The organism is Nocardioidaceae bacterium SCSIO 66511 (genome assembly GCA_023100825.1).
Taxonomy (GTDB): Bacteria; Actinomycetota; Actinomycetes; order Propionibacteriales; family Nocardioidaceae; genus Solicola.
The window spans coordinates 1,047,940-1,072,345 of the sequence record CP095846.1 but is presented as its reverse complement, the minus strand read 5'-3'; the positions used below and the strand labels follow the sequence as shown (position 1 = coordinate 1,072,345).

Annotated in this window: 19 protein-coding genes; 4 read left to right on the top strand and 15 right to left on the bottom strand. The window is 67.5% G+C overall.

Going from position 1 to position 24,406, the window contains the following annotated elements; translation table 11 throughout:
* Window positions 1-18 precede the first annotated feature (18 nt).
* Together MU582_05045 and MU582_05040 are read left to right on the top strand one after the other, a co-directional pair.
* The gene (locus MU582_05045; protein ID UPK76007.1) at window positions 19-1,722 is read left to right on the top strand and encodes an ABC transporter ATP-binding protein/permease; all 1,704 of its coding nucleotides are present in this window, start codon (window positions 19-21) and stop codon (window positions 1,720-1,722) included.
* Entirely contained in the window at window positions 1,715-3,466 is a 1,752-nt protein-coding gene (locus MU582_05040) for an ABC transporter ATP-binding protein/permease (protein UPK76006.1), read from the top strand. Before MU582_05045 ends, MU582_05040 begins: the two co-directional genes overlap by 8 nt.
* A gap of 23 nt (window positions 3,467-3,489) precedes the next feature.
* Here the strand turns inward: MU582_05040 and MU582_05035 are convergent, their stop codons facing one another.
* The 5 genes from MU582_05035 to MU582_05015 all read right to left on the bottom strand — a co-directional run bounded on the left by MU582_05035 (window position 3,490) and on the right by MU582_05015 (window position 10,957).
* Complete coding sequence (locus tag MU582_05035) at window positions 3,490-4,989, bottom strand: MFS transporter (GenBank protein UPK76005.1); 1,500 nt, start codon at window positions 4,987-4,989, stop codon at window positions 3,490-3,492.
* A gap of 80 nt (window positions 4,990-5,069) precedes the next feature.
* A complete protein-coding gene (locus MU582_05030) occupies window positions 5,070-5,702 on the bottom strand; it encodes a hypothetical protein (protein ID UPK76004.1) in 633 nt (210 codons plus the stop codon).
* 93 nt (window positions 5,703-5,795) lie between these two features.
* Complete coding sequence (gene guaA, locus MU582_05025; GenBank protein UPK76003.1) at window positions 5,796-7,364, bottom strand: glutamine-hydrolyzing GMP synthase; 1,569 nt, start codon at window positions 7,362-7,364, stop codon at window positions 5,796-5,798.
* A gap of 279 nt (window positions 7,365-7,643) precedes the next feature.
* Window positions 7,644-9,356, bottom strand: coding sequence for a GMC family oxidoreductase (locus MU582_05020; GenBank protein ID UPK76002.1), 1,713 nt, complete (start codon window positions 9,354-9,356; stop codon window positions 7,644-7,646).
* Window positions 9,353-10,957 (bottom strand): succinic semialdehyde dehydrogenase, encoded by a 1,605-nt coding sequence (locus MU582_05015; GenBank protein UPK76001.1) that lies wholly within the window; start codon window positions 10,955-10,957, stop codon window positions 9,353-9,355. The genes MU582_05020 and MU582_05015 overlap by 4 nt, the downstream gene beginning before the upstream one ends.
* Before the next feature lie 157 nt (window positions 10,958-11,114).
* Here MU582_05015 and MU582_05010 point away from each other — a divergent pair, with 157 nt between their 5' ends.
* On the top strand, window positions 11,115-12,203 hold the full coding sequence (locus MU582_05010) for an XRE family transcriptional regulator (protein UPK76000.1): 1,089 nt from the start codon (window positions 11,115-11,117) through the stop codon (window positions 12,201-12,203).
* A gap of 7 nt (window positions 12,204-12,210) precedes the next feature.
* Window positions 12,211-12,753, top strand: a complete 543-nt coding sequence (locus MU582_05005) for a hypothetical protein (protein ID UPK75999.1) — start codon at window positions 12,211-12,213, stop codon at window positions 12,751-12,753.
* A gap of 118 nt (window positions 12,754-12,871) precedes the next feature.
* Here MU582_05005 and efeB read toward each other — a convergent pair whose 3' ends face one another.
* The 10 genes from efeB to groES form a co-directional block, all read right to left on the bottom strand.
* A complete protein-coding gene (gene efeB / locus MU582_05000) occupies window positions 12,872-14,164 on the bottom strand; it encodes an iron uptake transporter deferrochelatase/peroxidase subunit (GenBank protein UPK75998.1) in 1,293 nt (430 codons plus the stop codon).
* Window positions 14,165-14,168: 4 nt separating this feature from the next.
* Window positions 14,169-15,320: an EfeM/EfeO family lipoprotein gene (locus tag MU582_04995; GenBank protein ID UPK75997.1), complete on the bottom strand. Its 1,152-nt coding sequence runs from the start codon at window positions 15,318-15,320 to the stop codon at window positions 14,169-14,171.
* A gap of 91 nt (window positions 15,321-15,411) precedes the next feature.
* Entirely contained in the window at window positions 15,412-16,230 is an 819-nt protein-coding gene (locus tag MU582_04990; protein UPK75996.1) for a carbon-nitrogen hydrolase family protein, read from the bottom strand.
* Complete coding sequence (locus MU582_04985; GenBank protein ID UPK75995.1) at window positions 16,227-17,330, bottom strand: GuaB3 family IMP dehydrogenase-related protein; 1,104 nt, start codon at window positions 17,328-17,330, stop codon at window positions 16,227-16,229. The genes MU582_04990 and MU582_04985 overlap by 4 nt, the downstream gene beginning before the upstream one ends.
* Window positions 17,331-17,460: 130 nt before the next feature.
* Window positions 17,461-18,285: an NAD(P)-dependent oxidoreductase gene (locus MU582_04980; protein UPK75994.1), complete on the bottom strand. Its 825-nt coding sequence runs from the start codon at window positions 18,283-18,285 to the stop codon at window positions 17,461-17,463.
* A 15-nt stretch (window positions 18,286-18,300) separates the two neighbouring features.
* Window positions 18,301-19,815: an IMP dehydrogenase gene (gene guaB, locus MU582_04975; GenBank protein ID UPK75993.1), complete on the bottom strand. Its 1,515-nt coding sequence runs from the start codon at window positions 19,813-19,815 to the stop codon at window positions 18,301-18,303.
* Window positions 19,816-20,459: 644 nt separating this feature from the next.
* Window positions 20,460-21,455 (bottom strand): hypothetical protein, encoded by a 996-nt coding sequence (locus MU582_04970; GenBank protein ID UPK75992.1) that lies wholly within the window; start codon window positions 21,453-21,455, stop codon window positions 20,460-20,462.
* A complete protein-coding gene (gene shbA / locus MU582_04965; GenBank protein UPK75991.1) occupies window positions 21,452-22,039 on the bottom strand; it encodes an RNA polymerase sigma factor ShbA in 588 nt (195 codons plus the stop codon). Before shbA ends, MU582_04970 begins: the two co-directional genes overlap by 4 nt.
* A gap of 308 nt (window positions 22,040-22,347) precedes the next feature.
* Window positions 22,348-23,931: a chaperonin GroEL gene (groL, locus tag MU582_04960; GenBank protein ID UPK75990.1), complete on the bottom strand. Its 1,584-nt coding sequence runs from the start codon at window positions 23,929-23,931 to the stop codon at window positions 22,348-22,350.
* Between the two features lie 67 nt (window positions 23,932-23,998).
* Entirely contained in the window at window positions 23,999-24,295 is a 297-nt protein-coding gene (gene groES, locus MU582_04955) for a co-chaperone GroES (protein UPK75989.1), read from the bottom strand.
* Window positions 24,296-24,406: the final 111 nt, after the last annotated feature.

Sequence of the window (24,406 nt, the reverse complement as noted above, 5' to 3'; positions counted from 1 at the left end):
ACCTACGCTGGACCAGCCATGAAGACGCTGCCGCTCACCGATCCCGGAACACCAGACCTCAGGTCTTCTGGTCGCTATCTCCTGTGGGTCATCCGCAGCCAAGGGCGCACGCTGGCGTTCGCGATCACCGCCGGCATCTTGTGGATGGTCGCCCAGGCACTCATGCCGGCGCTCATCGGCCGCGCCATCGACTCCGGTGTCGCCGGCCAGGACATGCGCGAGCTCACCTTGTGGGGCGGAGTGATCCTCCTCGTCGGCGCGGTGCTCTCCGTCGCAGGGATCGTCCGGCACCGCAACTCGGTCCAGATGTGGCTCGACGCCGCGTACCGGACGGTCCAGCTGACCAGCGACAAGACCAGCGAGCTCGGCGCGACGCTACGCAAGCGGGTCACCACCGGCGAGATCGTCAGCGTCGGCGCCAACGACATCGCCAACATCGGCAACTCCTGCGATGTGCTCGGCCGCGCGGCCGGTTCGGTCGTCGCGTTCTTCGTGGTCGCCGCCCTACTGCTGACCAGTTCGGTGACCCTCGGCCTGATCGTGTTGATCGGCGTACCGCTGCTGCTGGTCGCACTCGGGCCGCTGCTCACGCCGTTGCAGCGTCGCAACATGTACGCCCGCGAACTCCAGGGCGAGTTGAACAACCGAGGCGCCGACATCGTCGGGGGCCTCCGCGTACTACGCGGCATCGGCGGCGAGGAAGTGTTCCATCGCCGCTACGTCACCGAGTCACAGCGGGTGCGCGACGCCGGCATCCACGTCGGCCGGCTGCAGTCCGTCCTGGACGCCCTGCAGGTCCTGCTACCGGGGATCTTCGTCGTGTTCGTCGTATGGCTCGGCGCGAGGTTCGCCCTCGAGGGCACCATCTCGCCCGGGGAGCTCGTCGCGTTCTACGGGTACGCGACGTTCCTGATGATCCCGCTGCGTACAGCAACCGAGTTCGCCAACAAGATGATCCGCGCCAACGTCGCCGCCGGGCGCGTCGTACGCATCCTGTCGCTCACCCCCGAGCTGGCCGATCCGCCGCGACCGGCGGACGAACCGCCGGGTAACGCCGTCAACCATCCGCAGTCGGGTTTCTCCGCCGACGAGGGCGAACTCGTCGCGATCGTTTCCGACGACCCGGCGTCGAGCGCGGCGCTCGCCGACCGGCTCGGCTACTACGAGGAGAGCGACGTCTCGCTCGACGGGGTCGCGCTCGAGAAGCTCGGCCGTACGAAGGTGCGCCAACGGATCATGGTCAACAACGTCTCGGCGGCGTTGTTCAGCGGGCGACTGCGCGATGAGCTCGACGTCTCCGGACGTCGCGACACCGACGCGATCATGCGTGCGATCCACACTGCATCGGCCGAGGATGTGCTCGAGGCGCTACCCGAGGGCCTCGATGCCGTGATCGATGAGCGCGGTCGTTCGTTCTCGGGCGGTCAGCGGCAGCGCATGGTGCTGACGCGTGCCCTCCTGGTCGACCCGGGCGTACTCATCCTGGTCGAGCCGACGTCGGCGGTCGACGCGCACACCGAGGCGCGCATCGCGAAACGGCTGCGCAAATACCGCGCCGGGCGTACGACGATCGTGGCCACGGCGAGCCCGCTGGTCCTCGACGAGGTCGAGCGCGTCGCGTACCTCGCCGACGGGCGCGTGGTCGCCACCGGCACGCACCGCGAGCTGCTGGAAGCCGTGCCGGCCTACCGACGCGTCGTCACGAGGGGGGAGGATGACTGATCAGCGAACGCTCCCGGTCGCAGACCGTCACACCGTGCGCCAGTACGCGCGCAAGGTGGCGCTCGACCATCCGCGGGAGCTGTCGGCCGTGATCGGTCTGCACGCCTTCGCGGCGATCGCCGGTCTCGTCGTACCCCGGCTGATCGGCGACCTCGTCGAAGATGTCGAGAACGGCACGACGCGCGGACACATCGACGAAATCGCCCTGATCATCGCGGTTGCGCTCGGCGTACAGACGATCCTGACGCGGTACGCGCGGTTCGCGTCCACGAAGTTCGGCGAGAACCTCCTCGCCCGACTGCGCGAAGACTTCGTGAAGAACTCCCTCGGTCTTCCGCTCGGCGTCGTGGAGCGGGCCGGTACGGGCGATCTGCTCACGCGTACATCGCGTGACGTGGAGGGCCTGAGCTGGTCGGTGCGCTTCGCGGTGCCCGAGACGATCATTGCTTTCGTCACCGTCATCTTCGCGGTCGGCGCCGCGCTTCTCGCCGGGCCCTGGGTAGCGATCCCGTGCCTGCTCGGCGTGCCGATCCTGTGGATCGGGGCGCGCTGGTACCTGCGGCGGGCAAAGGACGGCTACCTACGCGAGAACGCCTCGTACGCCGCCATCAACGCGACACTCGCCGAGACCGTCGAGGGCGCCCGTACGATCGAGGCGCTCGGCACGCAGTCCCGTAGGCGGGAGCAGATCGACGCCGACATCGCAGAGTCGTACGCGGCCGAGCGCTACACGTTGTGGCTGCGCACGGTGTTCTTCCCGAGCGCCGAGATGGGATACCTGATTCCGACGGTCGCCACGCTGCTCATCGGCGGTTGGCTGCACACGCAGGGGCATGCCTCACTCGGCGACGTCACTGCGGCGACGTTGTACGTACAGTTCCTGATCGACCCCGTCGACCGGCTGTTGGGCTGGATGGACGAGCTCCAGGTCGGCGCCGCGTCACTTGCCCGGCTGCTCGGCGTGACGCTCGTACCCGATGACCGCTCGCCCTCGGGCGAGACTCCGGCCAACGACCGCCTCGACGTCGACGACGTGCGCTTCTCCTACATCGAGGGACGCGAGGTGCTGCACGGTGTCGATCTGTCGTTGAGCCAGGGCGAACGCCTCGCGATGGTCGGCCCGTCGGGAGCTGGCAAGTCGACTCTCGGCCGGCTACTCGCCGGAATCCATCCGCCGTCGTCGGGTCGGGTCAGCGTCGGCGACGTCGGCTTGACCGATCTGCCGCTCGAAGATCTGCGCGGGCAGGTCGCGCTCGTCACCCAGGAGCATCACGTGTTCGCGGGTACGGTGCGGGAGAACCTCGCGCTGGTCCTCGACGACGCAGGTACGGGCGGCGACGGCAACCTACGTGCCGCACTCGATGCCGTCGACGCGCTGGAGTGGGCCGATGCCCTGCCGGACGGTCTCGACACGCAGGTCGGATCGGGCGGCCAGCTGCTCACCGATGCGCAGGCACAGCAGCTCGCCCTCGCCCGGCTGGTGCTGGCCGATCCGCATACGCTCGTGCTCGACGAGGCGACGTCGTTGATCGACCCGCGCTCGGCGCGGCATCTCGAACGCTCCCTCGCCGCGGTGCTGCACGGGCGTACGGTCATCGCAATCGCGCACCGGCTCTACACCGCGCACGACGCCGATCGGGTTGCCGTCGTCGAAGACGGCCTGATCAGCGAGATCGGCAGCCACGACGAACTCGTGCAACGCGACGGGTCGTACGCCGCACTCTGGCGGTCGTGGCACGGCTGAGCGAGGCGGCGGCCCACGCCGGGTCAGCGGGTCGTCTCGACGTGGCGCGGGATGAGCGCGATGCTGACGGCGAGCAGGGCGGCGACGCTGAGCACGCCGATGAAGACATGGTGCGAGGCGAGCTCGAGGGCATCTCGTACGAAGACCTTCACCGCCTCGCCGGCGTCGGAGTCGAGTGAGTTCAGCACGTCGTCGGCGGTTTTCGGCAGGTCGCCGTCGGTCGAGGTCGGCGCATCGTCGAGTTGACGCCCGATCGTTGCGTTCGCGATCGCTCCGAACGCCGCGACGCCGACGGCACTGCCCACCGATCGGGCGAACACATTGGCACCGGTCACCACCCCGCGCTGGTCCCAGCCGACGACCGATTGCACGGCCACCAGGGTGGGGCTCGCGACGAAGCCGAGCCCGGCACCGATGATGAAGCAGAACACCGCGACCATCCAGATCGAGCTGTCGCCGCTGAGCAACAGCATCAGCGACGTGCCCAGTAGCACCGAGGTGCAGCCGATGAACGCGGTGTCGCGGAAACCGACACGCATGTAGACCCGACCGGCGAACGCCGATGACAGCGGCCAGCCGATCGACATCGCACCGACGGCGAGGCCGGCGACCAGGGCGCTCGTACTCAGCACGCCCTGCGCGTACGTGGGCACGTACGACGTCAAGCCGATCAGCAACGCGCCGACGAGCAGCGAGGCGAGGTTGCCGCCCACCAGGACCCGGCGGGTGAAGACCCACGGCGGGAGTACGGGCTCGCTCGCCCGACGCTCGACGAAGACACACGCGACGAGCAGCGCGAGACCGACCAGGATCAGCGTGACGGTGGTCGGCGACGTCCAGCCCCACCGAGCACCGCCTTCGAGCAGGGCGAGGATCAGCAGCGAGAAGCCGGCGGCCAGCAGGCCCGCGCCGGCGAAGTCGATCCGGTGCTGCCGACGCCCGACCCGCTCCTCGAAGCGCCGCCACAGCACGAATGCCGCGAGAGCGCCGATCGGCAGGTTCACGTAGAAGATCCACCGCCACGACGCATAGTCGGAGAACACACCACCGAGAGTCGGCCCGACGATCGACGCGATGCCCCACACGCTGCCGAGATAGCCCTGTACGCGGGCGCGTTCCTCGACGGAGTACAGGTCGCCGACCATGGTCATGGCCATCGGCGCCACGGCACCGGCACCGAGGCCCTGGATGGCGCGTGAGGCGATCAGCACCGGCATACTCCACGCCGCTCCGCAGAGCAGCGAGCCGAGCAGGAAGACCGCGATGCCGATCAGCATCACCGGCTTGCGGCCGACCATGTCCGAGAGCTTGCCGTAGATCGGCACCGAGACGGCTTGGGCCAGCAGGAAGATACTGAACAACCACGGGAACTGAGAGAAACCACCGACGTCGCGCACGATCGCCGGGACCGCCGTTGCGATGATCGTCGAGTCGATTGCGATGAGCCCCATCGACAGCATCACGGCGAGCAGGATCGGCCCGCGCTCGGATCGCAGGCCGACGGCGCTCTTGGTGGTGGTCACATCATGGTTGCAACCGCCAACGACGCCGGTGTGTTCCCGAATCGGGCACGATTCCGCTGACTGAGACCCGACTCCGGCCGTCAGGAGGCGCTGAACTCGATGGCGTTCTCGGTCGCGACCACGTTGCTCTCACCGTCGCGGATCGTCAGCTTCCCCGTGTCGCCGTCGATCAGGTACGCGTACCCCTCGTTGGTCGCGAACCAGTCGCCGGCGGCGTTCTGCTGCGCCTGCAGGACGATCCCATCGGCAACGTCGTCGGATTTGCCGCGATAGACGTACGCATCGGCGCCGGTCTGGCAGATGGACGCGGCGAAGCTGGGCGTACGGGTCGTCAGGATCAGGTCGTCGCCGCCACAGTCGACTTCGGCGGGCAGGTCGGGATCGGGCTCGACCGGTTCCTCGGTTTCGGTCTCTGGCGACTCGCTCGGCTCCGGCGACTCGCTCGGCTCGGGCGAGTCGCTGGGCTTCGACGACTCGTCATCTGCGGCCGGCTCGGTCTGCTTGGTCTTCTGCGGCGACTTCGCCGGTTCGTCACTCGGGTCGGCCGAGCTGACAGGGACCTGCCGGGAGTCGGATGCGGTGTCATCGTCGTCACCGGCCAGGTTCATCCCGACGAACACCGCCGCGACGGCGATCCCTGCGACCAGCACCAGACAGGCAAGGACGATCGGCCACACCGGCTTGTTGGCCGGCGGCGGAACGTTGTACGACATGCAAGCCCTCGTGTATCTACGCGCGTGCCCGCAGGATATGACGTCTGCGCGTCACCCGCGGCGACTTCGGCGGATCCGACGCGAACGGCCGACCTACTCCCACTCGATGGTGCCCGGAGGCTTGCTGGTGATGTCGAGCGTCACCCGGTTGACCTCGGTGACCTCGTTGGTGATCCGGGTCGAGATCCGCTCGAGCACGTCGTACGGCAGCCGGCTCCAGTCGGCGGTCATCGCGTCCTCGCTCGTCACCGGGCGCAGCACGATCGGGTGGCCGTACGTACGACCGTCGCCCTGTACGCCGACGGAGCGCACGTCGGCGAGGAGTACGACCGGGAACTGCCAGATGTCGCGGTCGAGCCCGGCCGCGGTGATCTCCGCACGTACGATCGCGTCGGCCTCGCGCAGAATCTCCAGCCGCTCCGCGTCGACCGCTCCGATGATGCGGATCGCGAGACCGGGGCCGGGGAACGGATGCCGCCACACCATCTCGGGTGGCAGACCGAGCTGCTCGCCCACCATGCGTACTTCGTCCTTGAACAGCGTGCGCAACGGCTCGACGAGAGTGAACTGCAGGTCTTCGGGGAGTCCACCGACGTTGTGGTGGCTCTTGATGTTGGCTGCGCCCTCTCCCCCGCCGGACTCGACGACGTCGGGGTAGAGCGTGCCTTGGACGAGGAACTCCACCGGCGCTCCCACGGTTTCGGCGATCACCTCGCGTTCGGCGGCCTCGAAGGTACGAATGAACTCCCGCCCGATGATCTTGCGCTTCTCCTCGGGTTCGGTGACCCCGGCGAGCTCCCCGAGGAACTGCTTGCTCGCATCGACCACCTTGAGGTTGACGTCGGTCGCCGCGACGTAGTCGCGCTCGACCTGCTCGGCCTCGCCCTTGCGCAACAGCCCGTGGTCGACGAACACGCACGTCAGCTGGTCTCCGATGGCCCGCTGCACGAGCGCCGCCGCCACCGAGGAGTCGACCCCGCCGGACAGCGCACAGATCGCCCGCTTGTCGCCGACCTGCTCGCGGATGCGAGCGACCTGCTCGTCGACGATGTTGACCATCGTCCAGGTCTGCCGGCAACCGGCGATGTCGACGAGGAAACGTTCGAGGATCTGCTGACCGTGCTCGGAGTGCATCACCTCGGGATGCCACTGCACACCGGCGCGTTGGCGCTCGACATCCTCGAAGGCTGCGACCGTCGCGCGCGGAGAGGTCGCGTTGACGGTGAAACCGGCCGGTGGAGCAGTCACCTCGTCGCCGTGCGACATCCAGGAACGCAGCCTGGCCGGCAGTCCGTCGAGCAGCGTGCCGGCGCTGGTGACCGAGACCTCCGTACGCCCGTACTCGCGCTTACCGGTGTTGGCGACCTCGCCGCCGAGGGCCGCCGCCATCGCCTGGAAGCCGTAGCAGATGCCGAACACCGGCACGTCACCGTCGAACAGCGCCGGATCGAGACGAGGCGCGTGCTCGTCGTACACCGACTCCGGGCCGCCGGACAGGATGATCGCTGCGGGCTTGCGCGCCAGCAGCTCGTCGACCGGTGTCGTATGCGGTACGACCTCGGAGTAGACCCGCGCTTCGCGCACACGTCGCGCGATGAGTTGGGCGTACTGCGCGCCGAAGTCGACGACGAGGACAAGGTCATGGTGTGGGAGGTCGCGCACGGCTCCTGAGTCTATCGGCAGGTACGTCCGCGGGCGCGGCCGGTGAGCGTACGAACGGCCCGAAATTCGATTCCGAAAAATCGTGATGAGATCCGTAACCCGGTCCGAGTCGCCTCGTTGAGACGTGTAGACCCGATCACGGCTCCCTCCTGATCGGGTCCGGTGGGCCGCTCTCGGTACACCGCGCAAGGCCCAGTTGTCGCTCCCTCGTGATTGGGCCTTGCGCCCGAGGGCGTCCCGGCCCGCGAAGGCCCGGAAGAACGCCCCTCTCTGATGTTGCTAAGAGATCCCGACGATCGGCAGCCGTAGTGCCGCCGGGGCATGGTCGGGTACGACGGGCGACTTCGGTTCGACGGCATCGACGCGCCGGTACGCTTCGCCGAGTCGTGGCCGAGTGTCGGTCTCGCCGCGGTTCGGCCAGAACGCCATCGCGCGCTCGGCCTGCGCCGTGATGGTCAGCGACGGGTTGACGCCGAGGTTGGCGCTGATCGCAGACCCGTCGACGACGTGTAGCCCGGCGTGGCCGTAGAGGCGGTGGTAGGCATCGACGACCCCGTCTTCGGCCGACTCGCCGATCGCGCAGCCACCGATGAAATGCGCCGTCAGCGGGATGTTGAACGGCTCACCGATCGTGCCGCCGGGCGTACCGCCGAGTCGCCGGGCGATGCGCCGGACGGCCTCGTTGCCGAGCGGAATCCAGCTCGGGTTGGGCGCACCGTGGCCCTGCTTCGAGGTGAGCTTGCGCCGGCCGGTGAGCCGGGATCGCTTCGTGTACGTGGTGATCGAGTTGTCGAGTGACTGCATCACCAGTGCGATGATCACGCGCTCGGACCAATGCTTGAGGTCGTACAGGTTGCGGACCTCTCGGCGCTGCCCCCACAGCTCTCTCAGCCAGGACTGCCAGCGGGGACGGTCGCCGTCGCCGTCGGTCAGGACGGTCTGCAGCAGCGACATGATGTTCGATCCCTTGCCGTAGCGCACGGGCTCGATGTGGGTCGTGTCGTCGGGGTGGAACGACGACGTGATCGCGACCCCCTCGGTGTAGTCGGCAGCTGCACCCTTCTCGCCGATCGCGCCGAGGATCGACTCGGAGTTCGTCCGCGTGAGCGTGCCGAGTTGTTCGGAGATGCGCGGCAGCCATCCCTCGTCTCGCATCCGGTGCAGCAACCGCTGCGTACCAAGGGCGCTGGCGGCGAAGACCACCTGTTCGGCGGTGAACGTACGCCCGCCGCCGAACCGTTTGTCGGTGGGTCGAGTGTCGACCGCGTAACCGTTCGCGAGCGGGCGGACCGTGCGTACGGTGGTCAGCGGATGGATCTGCGCACCGGCCTGCTCGGCGAGGTAGAGGTAGTTCTTGACCAGGGTGTTCTTGGCGTTGTGCCGACAGCCGGTCATGCATTCGCCGCAGTTGAGGCAACCTCGCCGAGTCGGACCGACACCGCCGAAGTACGGATCGGCCGCGTCCTCTCCCGGCGTACCCATGAACACACCGACCGGTGTCGGGTGGAAGCTGTCGCCGACACCCATCTCCTCGGCGACGTCGCGGATCACCTCGTCGCTCGGTGTCATATGCGGGTACGTGTTGACGCCGAGCATCCGCTTGGCCTGGTCGTAGAACGGAGCGAGTTCACTGCGCCAGTCGGTGATGCCCGCCCACTGCCGATCGCCATAGAACGCGTCGAGCGGTTCGTAAAGGGTGTTCGCATAGACCAGGGACCCGCCGCCGACCCCTGCGCCGGACAGCACGAGTACGTCGCGCAGCAGGTCGATGCGTTGGATGCCGAACCAACCGAGTGCCGGCGCGAACAGGAAGCGCTTCTTGTCGAACGACGTCTCCGCGAAGTCCGAGTCGAAGAAGCGCGCACCGGCCTCCAGCACGCCGACGCGATATCCCTTCTCGGTAAGGCGAAGCGCGGACACGCTGCCGCCGAATCCCGAGCCGATGACGAGTACGTCGTAGTCGAAGCCACTGCTTGTCTTGTCGCCAGTCATGCGCGACGTGTCCGCTTCAGGAGACGCAGGGTGGTCGTCATCGTCTTCGCATACAGCTCGTCGGAGACGAATCGTGGACTCGCAAGCGGCATCAACCGCTGATCGGCGACCGACTGCGGCTCGGTGTAGCGATGGATGCCTTCGGCGCCTTGGCGGCGACCCAGACCGGACTCGCGCATGCCGCCCATCGGTGTATCGGGGCTTGCGAACGTCGCAGCGAACCCCTCGTTGATGTTCACCGTGCCGCAGCTCAGCTGGCGGGCGAGCGTACGCGCCCGCTTGACGTCGCGGGTGAAGATGCTGGCGTTGAGGCCGTACGTACCGTCGTTTGCTCGGGCCACGGCGTCGGCCTCGCTGCCGAACCGGTACAGCGACACCACCGGACCGAACGTCTCGTCGGCGAAGCAGCGCATCTGCGGCGTCACGCCCTCGAGCACCGTCGGCTCGTAGAAAAGCGGCCCGATATCGGGTCTCGTGCGGCCGCCCGCGAGCACGGTCGCGCCCTTGGCGACGGCGTCCTGCACGTGTTCGTCGACGGTACGCAACTGCGCCTCGCTGATCAGCGCACCCATGTCGGCGTCGAACGTCAGGTCGGCCGAAAGGCGCATGGCGCGTACCCGAGCGACGAAGCGCTCGACGAAGCGGTCGTACACCGCGTCGGCGACGAACATCCGCTCAGTAGAAACGCACAGCTGCCCCGACGACGAGAAGGCCGCGCGTACTGCACCTTCGGCCGCGCGGTCGATGTCGGCGTCGGCGAGGACGAGCATCGGGTTCTTGCCGCCGAGCTCGAGCGAGTAGCCGATCACCCGCTCGGCGGCGCGTGCCGCGACCGTGCGCCCGGTGGCCGTCGACCCGGTGAAGCACACGTAGTCGGCCCGGTCGATGATCGCGGATCCGATGACGCTGCCAGCGCCGTAGACGGGTTGCCAGAGGTCGGCCGGGAAGCCCGCCTCCCGGACGAGCTCGATACCGGCGAGTGCCGTCAACGGCGTCTGGCTGTCCGGCTTGTGCACGACGGCGTTGCCTGCGGCGAGTGCGGGTAGGCCGTCGGAGAGCGCCAGCGTGTACGGGTAGTTCCACGGCGAAATCAGCCCGACGATGCCCTTCGGAACACGGTTGACCTCGGCTCGGGTGAGCAACGGGTAGACGCCGGAGTGCCGGCGCGTACGCAGGTGGCGCTTGAGCGTACGCCCGTAGTAGCGCGCGGTGAGCGCGACGTGGAGCACCTCGTCGAACGCGTGCTTACGGGCCTTGCCCGACTCGTACTGGATCAGGTCGAGGATCTCGCGCTGCCGATCGAGTACCAGATCGTGCAGGTCGAGGAGCAGTCGCGAGCGCAGCGACAGGTCGGTATCTGCCCACGCCTGCTGTGCTTTCGCCGCGCGCTCGAACGCGACATCGACATCGGTGGTCTCCGAAACCGGCACCTCGGCGATCGGCTGCCCGGTGAGCGGGGAGTACGTACGCCGCGACTCCGATCCGCTCGCCCGGATCAGCCCGATGAGCGCGCGGGCGCGGGCGGGGTCGACAGCGTACGACGCGCGTACGTCGTGCTCGGGGTCGGCGACGGTGTCGAGATGCGGGGAGTCGGCAGACATGAGTCCAGCCTAGGCAGCAGTCCGTCTTCGCGCTACCTCTCAGTAACAAAATGTGACACGCCCGATGTCATATACCCACCCGCCCACCTGGTAACCCGTCCGGACCACGCTCGCCGGGGTTGTTGGGATTTTCCCAACTCGCTGTTAGTCTCGCACTATGAATGGAGTCGGCAATCGGGTGTCGGACACGATCAAGATGGTTCGTCCTGCACCCAAGCATCGAGATATCGCAGCGAGCATCGGCATGACCCCCGATGCCTTCTCGCGTGCTCTGAGCGGCAAGCGCCAATTCGCCTCGATAGAACTCGCCCGGCTCGCCGACTTGCTTGGCGCAGACCTCCATTGGCTCATCACAGGTACCGCCGACCCCAACCGACTGAGCGTTGCTGCCCGCCACAACTATGACCATGAGACCGGTGACCGCGGAGTCCCGGGCAGAGAGCGTGACAGCCAGACCCTCGATGACATTGCACTCGCGTACCGGCAGGCGTTCCCGGAGCCCGTGCCCCTGGGCGATTTGCCGCGGAAGCCAGCTGAGATCGCGGAACAGCTTGAGCAAGGTTTCGTCCGTCCGTTCGCAGATCGCCTCGAGCAGATGCTGCGCATCGATGTCGTACGTGTCGCAGAGCTCTCCACTGCCTACTCGTTCACGGTCGGCGGGCACCGGGTGATCTCCATACCCGCCACCGGGAACTGGTTCCGCGAGAACTGGGACATTGCCCATGAGCTTGGTCATCTGGCGCTGCAGCACCACGACGAGGGTCTGGACGCGACCGTGTCCGAGGAGCATGAGGCCGCCGCAAACGCGTTCGCCGCCGCGCTTCTGCTGCCGGAGGAGAAGCTGCGACAGATCGACTGGGACAACCAAAGTGATGTCGCTCTTGCCGAGCTGGTGTGGTCGTTGGGAGTCTCCACCGAGGCGCTCTCGCGCAGACTGAACGCCCTTCTCGGGTCGGCCCCGGACCTGGTCGCCTGGTGGGCAGAGGCCTCGACCCAAAAGCTCCTTCGCAGAAACCTCGAGCAGGGCCCCGGGACCGACGAGATCACGAAGCGGATGGATGACGCATCGCAGCGCCGGTTCCCACTCGCCCTGCAAGAGGCCCACCTCGAACGCATCGCCGCGGGCGAGATCGGCAAGGCGACTCTTGCCTGGATACTCGGCATCGACGCGGGCAACTTGGACGTCGAGGCTCCGGACCTCCCCGAGGTCGGCGTCGACGACTTGTCCGAAGCGCTGGGACTCTGACGCCGCCGTGTCCGTTGTGCTCTTCCCCGACAACACGGTGCTGATCAACTTCGTGATCATCAGTCGGGTTGACCTTCTGGAGCGACTCGCCAACGGCAACGGTCGGTGGTGTGCCTCGGTAGCGTCAGAATGCGCACGCTCGTCAAGGCAGCCGCGACTTGCCGCGTTGGCCGAGATGGCGGGCATCTTCGGTGGCCCGCTGTTCCCGGACGAGGCCGAGCATCGAGACATGCTCGTACTGCGTGCCGAACTCGCCGAGCCCGGCGACCCCAAGCACAAACATCTGGGCGAGGCGGAGACCCTCGCGATCATGCTCCGCCGTCGGATCAATGGCTTCTTCGTCACCGACGACCGCGAGGCGCGGCGGCTCACCGCGAAGAACGGTATCCGCGCGGTGAGCACCTGGGACCTACTGCGGGTTGCGCACAAGCAGGGGTGGGTCGACTCTGACACCTTGTGGGGTTACGTCCAAACACTCCGTACGGCGCAGCGTGGCTCGCCACCACGAGTGCACGACCGCGCATCGATGGAGAAGTGGCTGTTCGCCTGACCGCACGTAACTGGCCGGTCCGGAAGGGCTGCCCGCTTCGACGATGCCCGCATGTGCTGGCTCGTCGAGACGAAACAGGGCAGCGCGACGGACACCCGTACCCAGGATCGACCATCGGTCAGGTGAAGAGCGTCTCGCCCCAGTAGCCGTTCGTACCCACTCCGGGCGGGCAGGCGAAGATGCCGGAGCCGATGTGCACGATGTACTCGTTCATCAAGTCGGCGTTGAGGCCCGCGAGGTTCTCCTGGATACGTACGAACTGCTCGCGCGGATCGCGCTGGTAGCAGATGAAGAACAACCCGGCCGAGAGCCGACCGAGCGAATCGCTGCCGTCGACGTAGTTGTAGCCGCGACGCAGCAACTGTGCGCCACCGTTGAACTCCGGATGCGCTCGGCGTACGTGCGACTTGGCGTCGATCAAGCGGGCGCCGCCCTTGCCCTTCGCCGAGAAGTCGATCTCGTCGAACTCGTCGCCTCCGGACATCGGGCCGCCGGAGCCTTTCGCCCGGCCGATGATGTTCTCCTGGCCCTCCAGCGACTCACGGTCCCAGGTCTCGATGCGCATCGCGATCTTGCGGGTGACCAGATAGCTGCCGCCGTCCATCCACGCCGGCCCGTCACCCGTCTGCGCCCACACCCAGCGTTCGACGGTCTCAGTGTCCTCGAGCTTGATGTTGGCGGTGCCGTCCTTGAAGCCGAACAGATTGCGCGGCGTCATCTGCGCCTGCGAGGTCGACGACGTACGCCCGAAACCGAGCTGGGAGTAGCGCACAGACGCGCGGCCGAACGCGATCCGCGCGAGGTTGCGGATCGCGTGCACCGCGACCTGCGGGTCGTTTGCGCAGGCCTGGATCACCAGGTCGCCACCGCTGATGGCGTCCTCCAGCCGGTCGCCGGAGAAGTGCGGCAGGTCGATCAGCCGCTCCGGCCGCTTCTCGCGGAGACCGAAGCGGTCCTTGCCGTCCTTCTCGAACAGCGTAGGGCCGAACCCGATCGTCAATGTCAGTTGAGATGCCGGCAACCCGAGGGCTTCACCGGTGTCCTCGGGAGGTACGACCTGCGGGCCGGCAACCGCACCGAACTTGCCCACCTCGTTGCCGGCCGTCATATCGCGCGCCGCGGCCGTCCAGTCCTGCAGTAGCGAGATGAGGTCGTCGCGGCGGTCGGTGATGACGTCGAACGCAGCGAAGTGCAGTCGGTCCTGCGCGGGTGTCGTGATGCCCGCCTGATGCTCGCCGGCGAACTCGACGGGTACGGCGGTCGGATCGGCGGTCGACTGGTCCGCCGCCCCCGCCGAGCCGTGGGCGAGGTAGCCCGCACCCGCACCGACCGCCAATGCACCGGCACCAGCCGCGCCGAACAGCGTTCGCCGGCGGATGCCGGTCGTCGCCGGCTGGCGTTCATCGGTCATCGGCTCACACGCTCTCGCTGACGACTCCCGCAACCTGGCTGATCGGCTCGCTCACGGCCGCTACGGCGTCGGACAGCCGCTTGACCTGTGCCTTGCTGAGCTGGTCGTACGACGTCCACGAACCATCTGCACTCTGGTGCTGGTTCAGCTCCTTCTCGAGAGCGGCGAACCGCTTGTCGAGCAGTGCGACCAGATCGGGGTCCTGCTCCTCGAGCACCGGGCGTACGGCGGCGATCGCGGCCTTCGAGCCCTCGATGTTCGCCTTGAAGTCCCACAGGTCGGTGTGCGAGAACTCGTCCTCCTCACCGGTGATCTTGCCGGTGGCCACCTCGTCGAGGAGGTTCTTCGAACCCTGCGCGAGCTCCAGCGCGGTCAGCGGCGACTCCGCGCCGAGCCGGACGATCTCGTCGATGTCGGTCTGGAGCTTGTTCGCGATCGGCTCCATACCCTTCGTGTTGCCCTCGACCCACAGCTGCTTCTCGATGCGGTGGAACCCGGTGAACTCGTCGCCGGCTGCGATGTCCGGCTCTCGCGCATCGACGGCCGGATCGAGGTCTCCGAACTTCTCCGCGACCGGTTCGATGCGCTCCCAGTACGTACGCGCGACCGGGTAGAGCGACTTCGCCTGCTCAACGTCACCGGCCTTGACCGCCTTGACGAACTCGTCGGTCTTCTCGACCAGGGCGCCGGTCTGCGACTGCACGTACCGCTCATAGCTGTCGGCGGCCTGCTTGAGTTCGGCGGAGTCGGACAGATCCTTGGCCGGCTCACCGCTCACGTCGATGTCCTCGCGGATGCCGTCGCCGACCATGCCGGGCTTGCAGGCACCTTCGTACGAGTCGGCGGGCAGATCGACGACGAGCTCTCGGGAGAGTCCCGGCCCGATGTTCTCGACCTCGCCCATGATGCGGTCGCCCTCGGCGTACACGTAGAACTCGGTCACCTTGGTGCCGTCGTTGGTCACCTTGAAGGTGTTGGGTCCGGCGTCGAGATCCGCGCGACTCAGGTCGCAGGCGTCATCGCTCGCCGTCACGGCAATGGCGCCCTTACCGCCGGAGCCCTCGACCTCGGCGTCGGTGGCACACGCGACGGCGCCGAGAAGTAGCGGAAGGCAGGCGGCCGCACCGAAGGCGGCGCGTACATGCGGATGAGTCATCGGATCCCTCGTCGGACGGTGGTCGAACGAACCGAGGTTAGCCTACCCTCATTCTTCCGCGCGAGTCGGACTCCGAGATCAGCGAATGCGATCAGTGATGCACCAGCGGGCCGAGCGACTCACGGTGGTCGGCGTACATCGAATGCTCTGCTCTGGTCTGCTCGATCGCGGCCGCGTCGAGCGCAGTCACGACCATGCCCGTCGCCATATCCGGCACCCGGTCGATGGCCCGCCCCTCGGGATCGATGACCGCAGTGCCGCCTCCGAACTCGCCGTCGCCGCACCGGCCGGTCAAGCCGCTCACGACGACATACATGCCGTTCTCGACGGCGCGCGCCCGGTAGTAGAGGTCGCGTCGATGTTCACTCCCCTTGGTGTACGCAACCGAGGCGACGTACGCCAACGCACCGTCGTCGGCCGCGGCCCGGGCATGCTCGGGGAAGCAGCCGTCGTAGCAGACGGCGAGGCCGAGCGGCCAGCCGTCGACGGTCAGCATCGAACGCGCGTCGCCCGGTACGAAGTGCTCGGCCTCGTCACCGCAGACATGCTGCTTGTCGTACACGACCCGGATTCGCTCGTCGACCGCGAGCAACGAGATCGTCCGCTCGTCGCCGCGGCGTACCGATGCCCCCACCAGCGTGAGTACGCCGGTCTCGACGGCGACGGCGCGCAGCGGCTCCAGGCGCACGTCGTCGATCGCATCCGCGAGCAGATCGCAGTCGTCCGGTCGCTCGCCGATCGTGCGCATGTCGTACCCGCTGAGGAAGAGCTCGGGTAGCACGAGTACGCGCGCTCCCCGGTCGGCCGCCTCGCGCACGTACGCGGCGGCGGTACGCACGTTGGCCGAGAGGTCGCCCGCAACGGACTCGGCTTGCGCGGCAGCGACGATCAGCGGGCCGAGCGCGCTCACTCCACGACCACCTCGACGCGCTGGAACTCCTTCAGATCGGTGTAGCCGGTGGTCGACATCGCCCGCCGTAGCGCGCCGATCAGGTTCATCGTGCCGTCGGAGACGGTCGACGGACCGAACAGCACCGACTCGAGCGGTCCGACCGAGCCGATGTTGACCCGCTCGCCGCGCGGCAGGTCGGGATGCCATGCCTCTGCGCCCCAGTGGAAGCCGCGACCCGGCGCCTCGGCAGCGCGCGCGAACGGTGAACCGACCATCACGGCGTCGGCGCCACACGCGACCGCTTTCGCCACATCGCCGCTGCGGCCGATCGACCCGTCGGCGATGACGTGGACGTAGCGCCCTCCGGACTCGTCGAGGTAGTCACGCCGGGCGGCCGCGACGTCGGAGACGGCCGTTGCCATCGGCACGGCAACTCCGAGCACCTTGCTGGTGGTGTGCGCGGCACCGCCGCCGAAGCCGACGAGTACGCCCGCCGCTCCCGTACGCATGAGGTGCAGTGCGGCCTGATGCGTCGCACACCCACCGACGATGACGGGTACGTCGAGCTCGTAGATGAACTCCTTGAGGTTCAGCGGCTCGGTCTGACCGGAGACATGCTCTGCCGAGACGGTCGTACCGCGAATCACGAACAGGTCGACGCCGGCGTCGACGACGCTTTGTGCGAACTGCTTCGTACGCTGTGGCGAAAGCGCACCGGCGACGGTCACCCCGGCGTCTCGGATCTGCTTCAGCCGGGCGGTGATCAGCTCCGGTTTGATCGGCTCGCGGTAGATCTCCTGCAGGCGCGCGGTCGCGCGTTCGTGGTCGAGGTGCGCGACCTCGTCGAGGAGCGTGTCCGGATCGTCGTACCGGGTCCACAGACCTTCGAGGTCGAGCACACCGAGGCCGCCGTGGCGCCCGAGTGCGATCACCGTCTCCGGCGACATCACGGAGTCCATCGGCGCTGCCACGATCGGTAACTCGAAGCGGTACGCGTCGATCTGCCAAGCGACCGACACCTCCTCGGGGTCGCGTGTGCGCCGGCTCGGCACAATCGCAACGTCGTCGAAGGAGTACGCGCGGCGTCCGCGCTTGGCGCGCCCGATCTCGATATCCATGCGGATCAGCCTAGGCCGTGTCGGTTGATGCCGTGTCGATAGGTGAGCGGGTCTGCGAGCCGGCGTGGCATTTGTCGGACACGCCCTCGTAGCCCGGCTGACCCGGTGGATGCGCCGCGGCCGTACGACCTCACGGCTGGCGCTTTCCGAGCTCGGTGAAGCAGAACCTGCCGCCGACGAACCGCTGCTCGGGCTCGTCGGGGACGACGCCGCCGGTGGCGGCGAGCAGCTCCTCGGCGTAGAGCTCGGCATCGTCTCTCGGGTGGTAGCCGATGGCCTCACCGGCCTCGAGCGACCACCAGCGCCGGGTGTTTCGTGAGATTCCCCAGACGATCCGGAACCCGGGCACGGTGGTTGCCAAACAGGCTTCGAGCAGGCGGGCACCGTCGTCGGGTGAGAGCCATGTCGACAACGAGCGCGGGTCTGCGGGACGTTCGACGAGCGTACCGATGCGCAAGCAGGTGACGTCGATGCCGAATCTGGAGTGGAACAGGCTGCCGAGTCCCTCCATCGCCAGCTTGCTGACGCCGTAGTACGTATCCGGTCGTCCGACGGCATCGGCCGGCAAGCCGGCGGCCGGCGCCGTGGACCGCTCGTGGAAGCCTGCAGCGTGGTTGCTCGACGCGAGCACGACTCGCGCGACACCGGCAGCACGCGCTGCGTCGAGTACGGCCCGCGTACCGTCGATGTTCACGTCGAGGATGTCCTGCCAGCGCGCCTCGCTACTGATCCCGCCGAGATGGATGACGGCGTCGACCCCGGCACACGCCGCGCGCATGGCCGTGTCGTCGGTGACCGACGCTTCGACGATCTCGACATCCTCACCGCCGTCGGGCGGCTGTGGCGCAACGACGTCGAGCAGCCGCAGCGTCCTTGCGGGCCTGGCGAGGCGATGACGCATCAGCCGCCCCACGGCGCCGCTCGCCCCGGTGATCAGTACCGTCTGCGACACCATCAACCCATTGCCTGCTCAGCGGCTGTAGTTCGGTGCCTCGACGGTCATCTGGATGTCGTGCGGGTGGCTCTCCTTCAGGCTGGCCGAGGTGATGCGCACGAACCGCCCGCGTTCTTGCATCTCGGCGATCGTACGAGCACCGACGTAGAACATCGACTGCCGCACACCGCCGACGAGCTGGTGGGCGACCGCTTCGAGCGGCCCGCGGTAGGCGACGCGACCCTCGATCCCCTCCGGTACGAGCTTGTCGTCGCTGTCGACCTCGGCCTGGAAGTAGCGATCCTTGGAGTACGACTGCTGACCGCGCGACGACATCGCACCGAGTGAACCCATGCCCCGGTAGGCCTTGAACTGCTTGCCGTTGACGAAGATCAAGTCGCCGGGGCTCTCCTCGCAGCCGGCGAGCATCGAACCGACCATCACCGAGTCGGCACCCGCGACGATCGCCTTGGCGATGTCTCCGGAGTACTGCAGGCCGCCGTCGGCGATCACGGGTACGCCTGCCGGACGACAGGCGAGCGATGCTTCGTACACGGCGGTGACCTGGGGTACGCCAACGCCCGTGACGACTCGGGTCGTACAGATCGAGCCCGGCCCGACACCGACCTTCACCGCGTCGGCGCCTGCGTCGACGAATGCCTGCGCACCGGCTCGGGTGGCGACGTTGCCGCCGATGAGCTGTACATGGTTCGTCGCGGGATCGGACTTCAGCCGCCTCATCATGTCGAGCAGCAGGCGTACGTGACCGTGGGCAGTGTCGGCGACGAGTACGTCGACCCCGGCCTCGACGAGCGTCGTCGCGCGCTCCCAGGAGTCGCCGAAGTAGCCGATCGCCGCGCCGACGAGGAGTCGGCCGGAGGAGTCCTTGGACGCGTTGGGGAACTGCTCGGACTTCACGAAGTCTTTGACCGTGATGAGTCCGGCCAGCCGGCCCTGCTCGTCGACGATCGGCAGCCGCTCGCGTTTGTGCTGCCGCAGCAGAGCCGTGGCGTCCGCCCGGCTGATCCCGACCGGCGCGGTGATCAGCGGCATCGGTGTCATGACCTCGTTGACCTTTGTCGTCGCCCATTCGGCGACCGGTGTGAACCGGAGGTCGCGGTTGGTGATGATGCCGATCAACCGGTTGTCGGCATCGATGACTGGCAGACCGGACACGCGATACTCGCCGCAGCGTCGGTCGAGCTCCTCCAGCGTCGCATCGGGACCGATGGTGACGGGGTTGGGAACCATACCGGTCTGGGTCCGCTTGACCAGGTCGACCTGGTAGGCCTGATCGGCGACCGACAGATTGCGGTGGAGTACGCCGATGCCGCCCTGGCGTGCCATCGCAATCGCCATCCGCGACTCCGTGACCGTGTCCATCGCACTCGATACAAGCGGGACACGCAGCGAGATCTCACGGGTCAGCCGGGAAGTCGTGTCGACCTCTGCCGGCACGACGTCGGTCTCGCCGGGCAAGAGCAACACATCATCGAACGTGAGGCCCAGCGGCGCGAACTTCTCGGGTACTCCAGCGGCGTTGACGTCCATGCGACCTTCCGGTTGTCGAGCCAGAACCCAATCGTACTCAGGCCCCGCGGCGACGGATGCGGGGAGTTGCCGGCCTTTGCGTTTTCGTTGGTACGACTACCCGCTTGCCCGGTTCCTCGCCGCTGTCGGCTTTCCTGCTTCTTGGGGGCGACTACCCGTCTGCTCGACTCCTCGTCGCTGTCGGCTTTCCCGCTTCCTTCGGTTCGACTACTCGCCGCTTCGCATATCGTCGCTGTCGGCTTTCCCTGCTACTCCGGTTGGGCAAAAGACGCGGCGACGCGGGAGCCGCAACTACGGGCCGGGTTGCTTGCCGGCTTTCCCGATTCGGTCGGCTTTTGCGGGGTCGGTGGGTGGTGCTTTACCAAGTAAACATGGTGAAACTCCACTTTGCACGGCAGCTACACCGTGCAAAGTGACAGCTTGCCGTGCCCGCTGGTACGCCAGCGACTACCGGTACGGATGTGACACCGAATCCGAACGTTACCCCGATCCCATATTAAGGTTCGGGGAAGCCGCCAAGCGACAGAACCGAAATGGCGGCTCCGCGCGTCGCCGCGTCTTTTCTGAACCCATGCAGGACGGAATGCCGACAGGTACGAGGAATCCGGCAGGCGGGTAGTCGAACGGCCGTACGAGGCCTCCGCCTACGGCGTCGTCGGCGAGCTCGTGGTCGGCGCGGGAGACGACGGCGAGGTCGACTCGCTCGGTGATTCGGTCGGTGTCTCGGTGGTCGGCTCGGTGGGAGTCGTCGGGGTCGGATCCGACTCGGTCGGATCCGTCTCCGTCGGGTACGACTCGGTCGGGTCTGACTCCGTCGGATCCGTCTCCGTCGGCGTCGGCTCCGTCGGCAGCGTCTCCGTCGGATCGTCGAGCGTCGGCGACTCGACGATCGTCGTGGTCGGGCCGTCGGACGGATCCGAGTCGTCGGTCTGTGGGTCCTTATTCGGGCCGTCCACCTCGTCGGTGGAGTCGGTGTCGACCGTCGGGTCTTGGTCTCGTGTCGTCGGCGAGTCGTCCGGCCCGTCGTCGACGCCGATCGTCGACTCGTCGGCCGCCGTGACGCCGTCGTTCTCGGAGGAGTCGCCCTCGTTGGCCGAATCCTCCTCGAGGCCACGGGGAGTCGGCACGATCCAGTAGTCGGAATCGCGTACGAAACCGACCGAGGTGTCCTCGCGGGTGTCGCTGAGCGGCGCCGCAGCCGAGCCTTGCCGCAGCGGCGTCGTCTGCATACCGACCGCATGCGGCGGCTCGACGATGCCGCCGGCGGCCCCAGTGGAGCTCCCGCCCGGAGATCCGACCCGGCTGCCGATGTCGACCCCGCGATCGAAGATGTACTTGAACGCGGCCGCCGGATCACCGGCGACGGCGGCGCCGAAACCAGTCGTCGCCGCGATGCCCGCGACCACGGCAACGGCGATCGCGCGACGGTGCGCCACCGCACCCGATACGAGCCGGCGCGGCGTACCCGCCTGCACCGGGGCGTCCTCGGCGGGCGCCTGAGCGCCATCGCGGACCGCGAGAAGTAGATCGACGGCCGGATCGTCGTCGGGCAGGTCGGCGCGACCGGCGCCCGCCCGCAGCGATTCGATCAGAGCGTCATCGGCGGCGATACCGTCGAGGTCGAGCACATCGTTGCTCATGCCCGCACACCTCCTGTCGCCGTCGCCCGTGCACACATCGACCGGAGCTTCTTCAGCGCGCGGTGTTGCGCGACGCGTACGGCTCCGGGGCTCATCCCGAGCGTATCGCCCGTACGCTCGGCGCTGAGCCCAAGCGCCACCCGCAGCAGCAGGACCTCGCGCAGGTTGTCGGGGAGTTCGGCCATCAGGCCCATCGCCTCATCGAACTCACCGGAGCGAACTGCGCGCTGCTCCGGGCCCGGCTCCTCATCGACCTCATCGGGCATCTCATCGACGAGTACGAGCTTCGACCGGCTCAGCGACCGCTGGGCGTCGGCAACCTTTCGCGAGCCGATCGCATAGACGAAAGCCTCGAACGGGACACCGCGCTCGTCATAGGTCGGCAGGGCCTGCAGAACCGCGACACAGATCTCCTGCGCAACGTCTTCGGCCAGCTGACGCCCGCCTGGGTACGTACCGAGCCGCGCCCGGCAGTAGCGGATCGCGACCGTGCGAACCTCGCGCATCAGCAGGTTCAACGTCGATTCGTCGCGTTGCGCACGGATCACGATGCGCGACAGATCGACATCGTCGCTGGTTACCATCAGCAGCCATTGCCCCCGGTGTCGACAACTCCCTCCCGCGCAGATAGCGCGGTGCGGGGTCAAGATTGGCACGAAACCGGGTCTGTTGCCAGCGCCTGGGCAACTTCGGTCCTTGCACACCGACGAAGCATAGGTTAGCCTAACCTTGTCTCGCTGGGGAGTTGAGACGCACGAAGTCGCCCGCGGGCAGAGACGCAATCGCGGTAGCGACGACGAGGCCCGGCGGACATCGGCACGCCCGATGTCCGCCGGGCCTTTGACTTCGAGCCGGTCTCGAGAAGAGCCGGCCCCGCCGTCACGACACGAGATCAGGCCTCGTCGTCGTCCTCCGGCTTGTCGACGACCAGCGTCTCCGTCGTCAACAGCATGGCCGCGATCGACGCCGCGTTGGCGAGCGCGCTGCGCGTCACCTTCACGGGGTCGAGCACGCCCTGCGCGACCAGATCGCCGTACTCGCCGGTCGCGGCGTTGTAACCGTTGCCGACACCAGCCTCACGGACCTTCGAGACGATGACCTCACCGGACTCGCCGCCGTTCTCGGCGATCCAGCGCAGCGGCTGGTCGGCCGCGCGGCGGACGATCTCGGCGCCGACACGCTCGTCGCCCGCGACATCGATATCGAGCCCGGTCGTCGCGTGTACGAGGGCGGACCCTCCACCGGCGACGATGCCCTCCTCGATGGCAGCACGCGTTGCGGACACGGCGTCCTCGATGCGGTGCTTCTTCTCCTTCAGCTCCACCTCGGTGGCAGCGCCGACCTGGATGACGCAAACGCCGCCGGCCAGCTTCGCGAGGCGCTCCTGGAGCTTCTCGCGGTCCCAGTCGGAGTCGCTGGCCTCGATCTCGGCCTTGATCTGGTTGACCCGGCCGTCGACCTCGGTCTGCTCACCGCCGCCGTCGACGATCGTGGTGGCGTCCTTGGTCACGACGACGCGTCGCGCGTGGCCGAGAACCTCGAGGCCGACCTGATCGAGCTTGAGCCCGACCTCGGGGGCGATGACCTGGCCACCGGTCAGAACCGCGATGTCCTGCAGCATCGCCTTACGGCGATCGCCGAACGCCGGTGCCTTGACCGCGGTCGATACGAACGTGCCGCGGATCTTGTTCACGACCAGGGTCGAGAGCGCTTCGCCCTCGATGTCCTCGGCGATGATGAAAAGCGGCTTACCGGCCTGGATGACCTTCTCCAGCAGCGGAAGCAGGTCTTGCACCGAGGAGATCTTGCCCTGGTGCAGGAGGATGTACGGGTCGTCGAGGACGGCCTCCATACGCTCCTGGTCGGTCACCATGTACGGCGAGATGTAGCCCTTGTCGAACTGCATGCCCTCGGTGAACTCGAGGTCGGTGCCGAGGGTGTTGGACTCCTCGACGGTGATGACGCCGTCCTTGCCGACCTTGTCGAACGCCTCGGCGATCAGCTCGCCGATGCGCGCGTCGCGCGCCGAGATGGTGGCGACATGGGTCATGTCCTGCTTGTCGTCGACGTCGCGAGCGGCGTCGGCGAGCTTGGCGGTGACGGCCTCGACGGCCTTGTCGATACCGCGCTTGAGAGCCACCGGGTTGGCGCCCGCGGCGACCGCCCGAAGACCCTCGTGCACCATCGCCTGCGCGAGGACGGTGGCAGTGGTCGTACCGTCACCCGCGATGTCGTTCGTCTTGGTCGCGACTTCCTTCGCGAGCTGTGCGCCGAGGTTCTCGAACGGGTCGTCCAGATCGACCTCGCGCGCAACGGTCACGCCGTCGTTGGTGATCGTGGGTGCACCCCACTTCTTGTCGAGGACGACGTAGCGGCCCTTCGGACCGAGCGTCACCTTGACGGTGTCTGCGAGGGAGTCGACCCCCCGCTCGAGTGCCCGACGAGCATCCTCGTCGAACTCAAGAATCTTTGGCATTACCTCTCCTAAAGAGCGCCGCCCAGCACACCGTCACCTCGCGGGTACGGCAGCTGGGCGGTCGGGCTTACTTCTCGACGACGGCGAGGACGTCACGGGCGGAGAGGATCAGGTACTCCTCGCCTCCGTACTTGACCTCGGTGCCTCCGTACTTGCTGAAGATGACCTTGTCGCCGACGGCGACGTCGAGCGGTACGCGGTTGCCGTTGTCGTCAACGCGACCCGGACCGATCGAGAGGACCTCGCCCTCCTGGGGCTTCTCCTTGGCGGTGTCCGGGATGACCAGCCCGGACGCGGTGGTCTGCTCGGCCTCGAGCGCCTTGACGACGATCCGGTCTTCGAGCGGCTTGATGCTGACCGACACTGTGTCGACCTTCCTTTTCGCACGTGTACAGACTGAAACTGCTGGTCAGGGCATACGCCGTCGCGGGGGTCGTACGCCCGAAAGACCGTTAGCACACTGACTTGGAGAGTG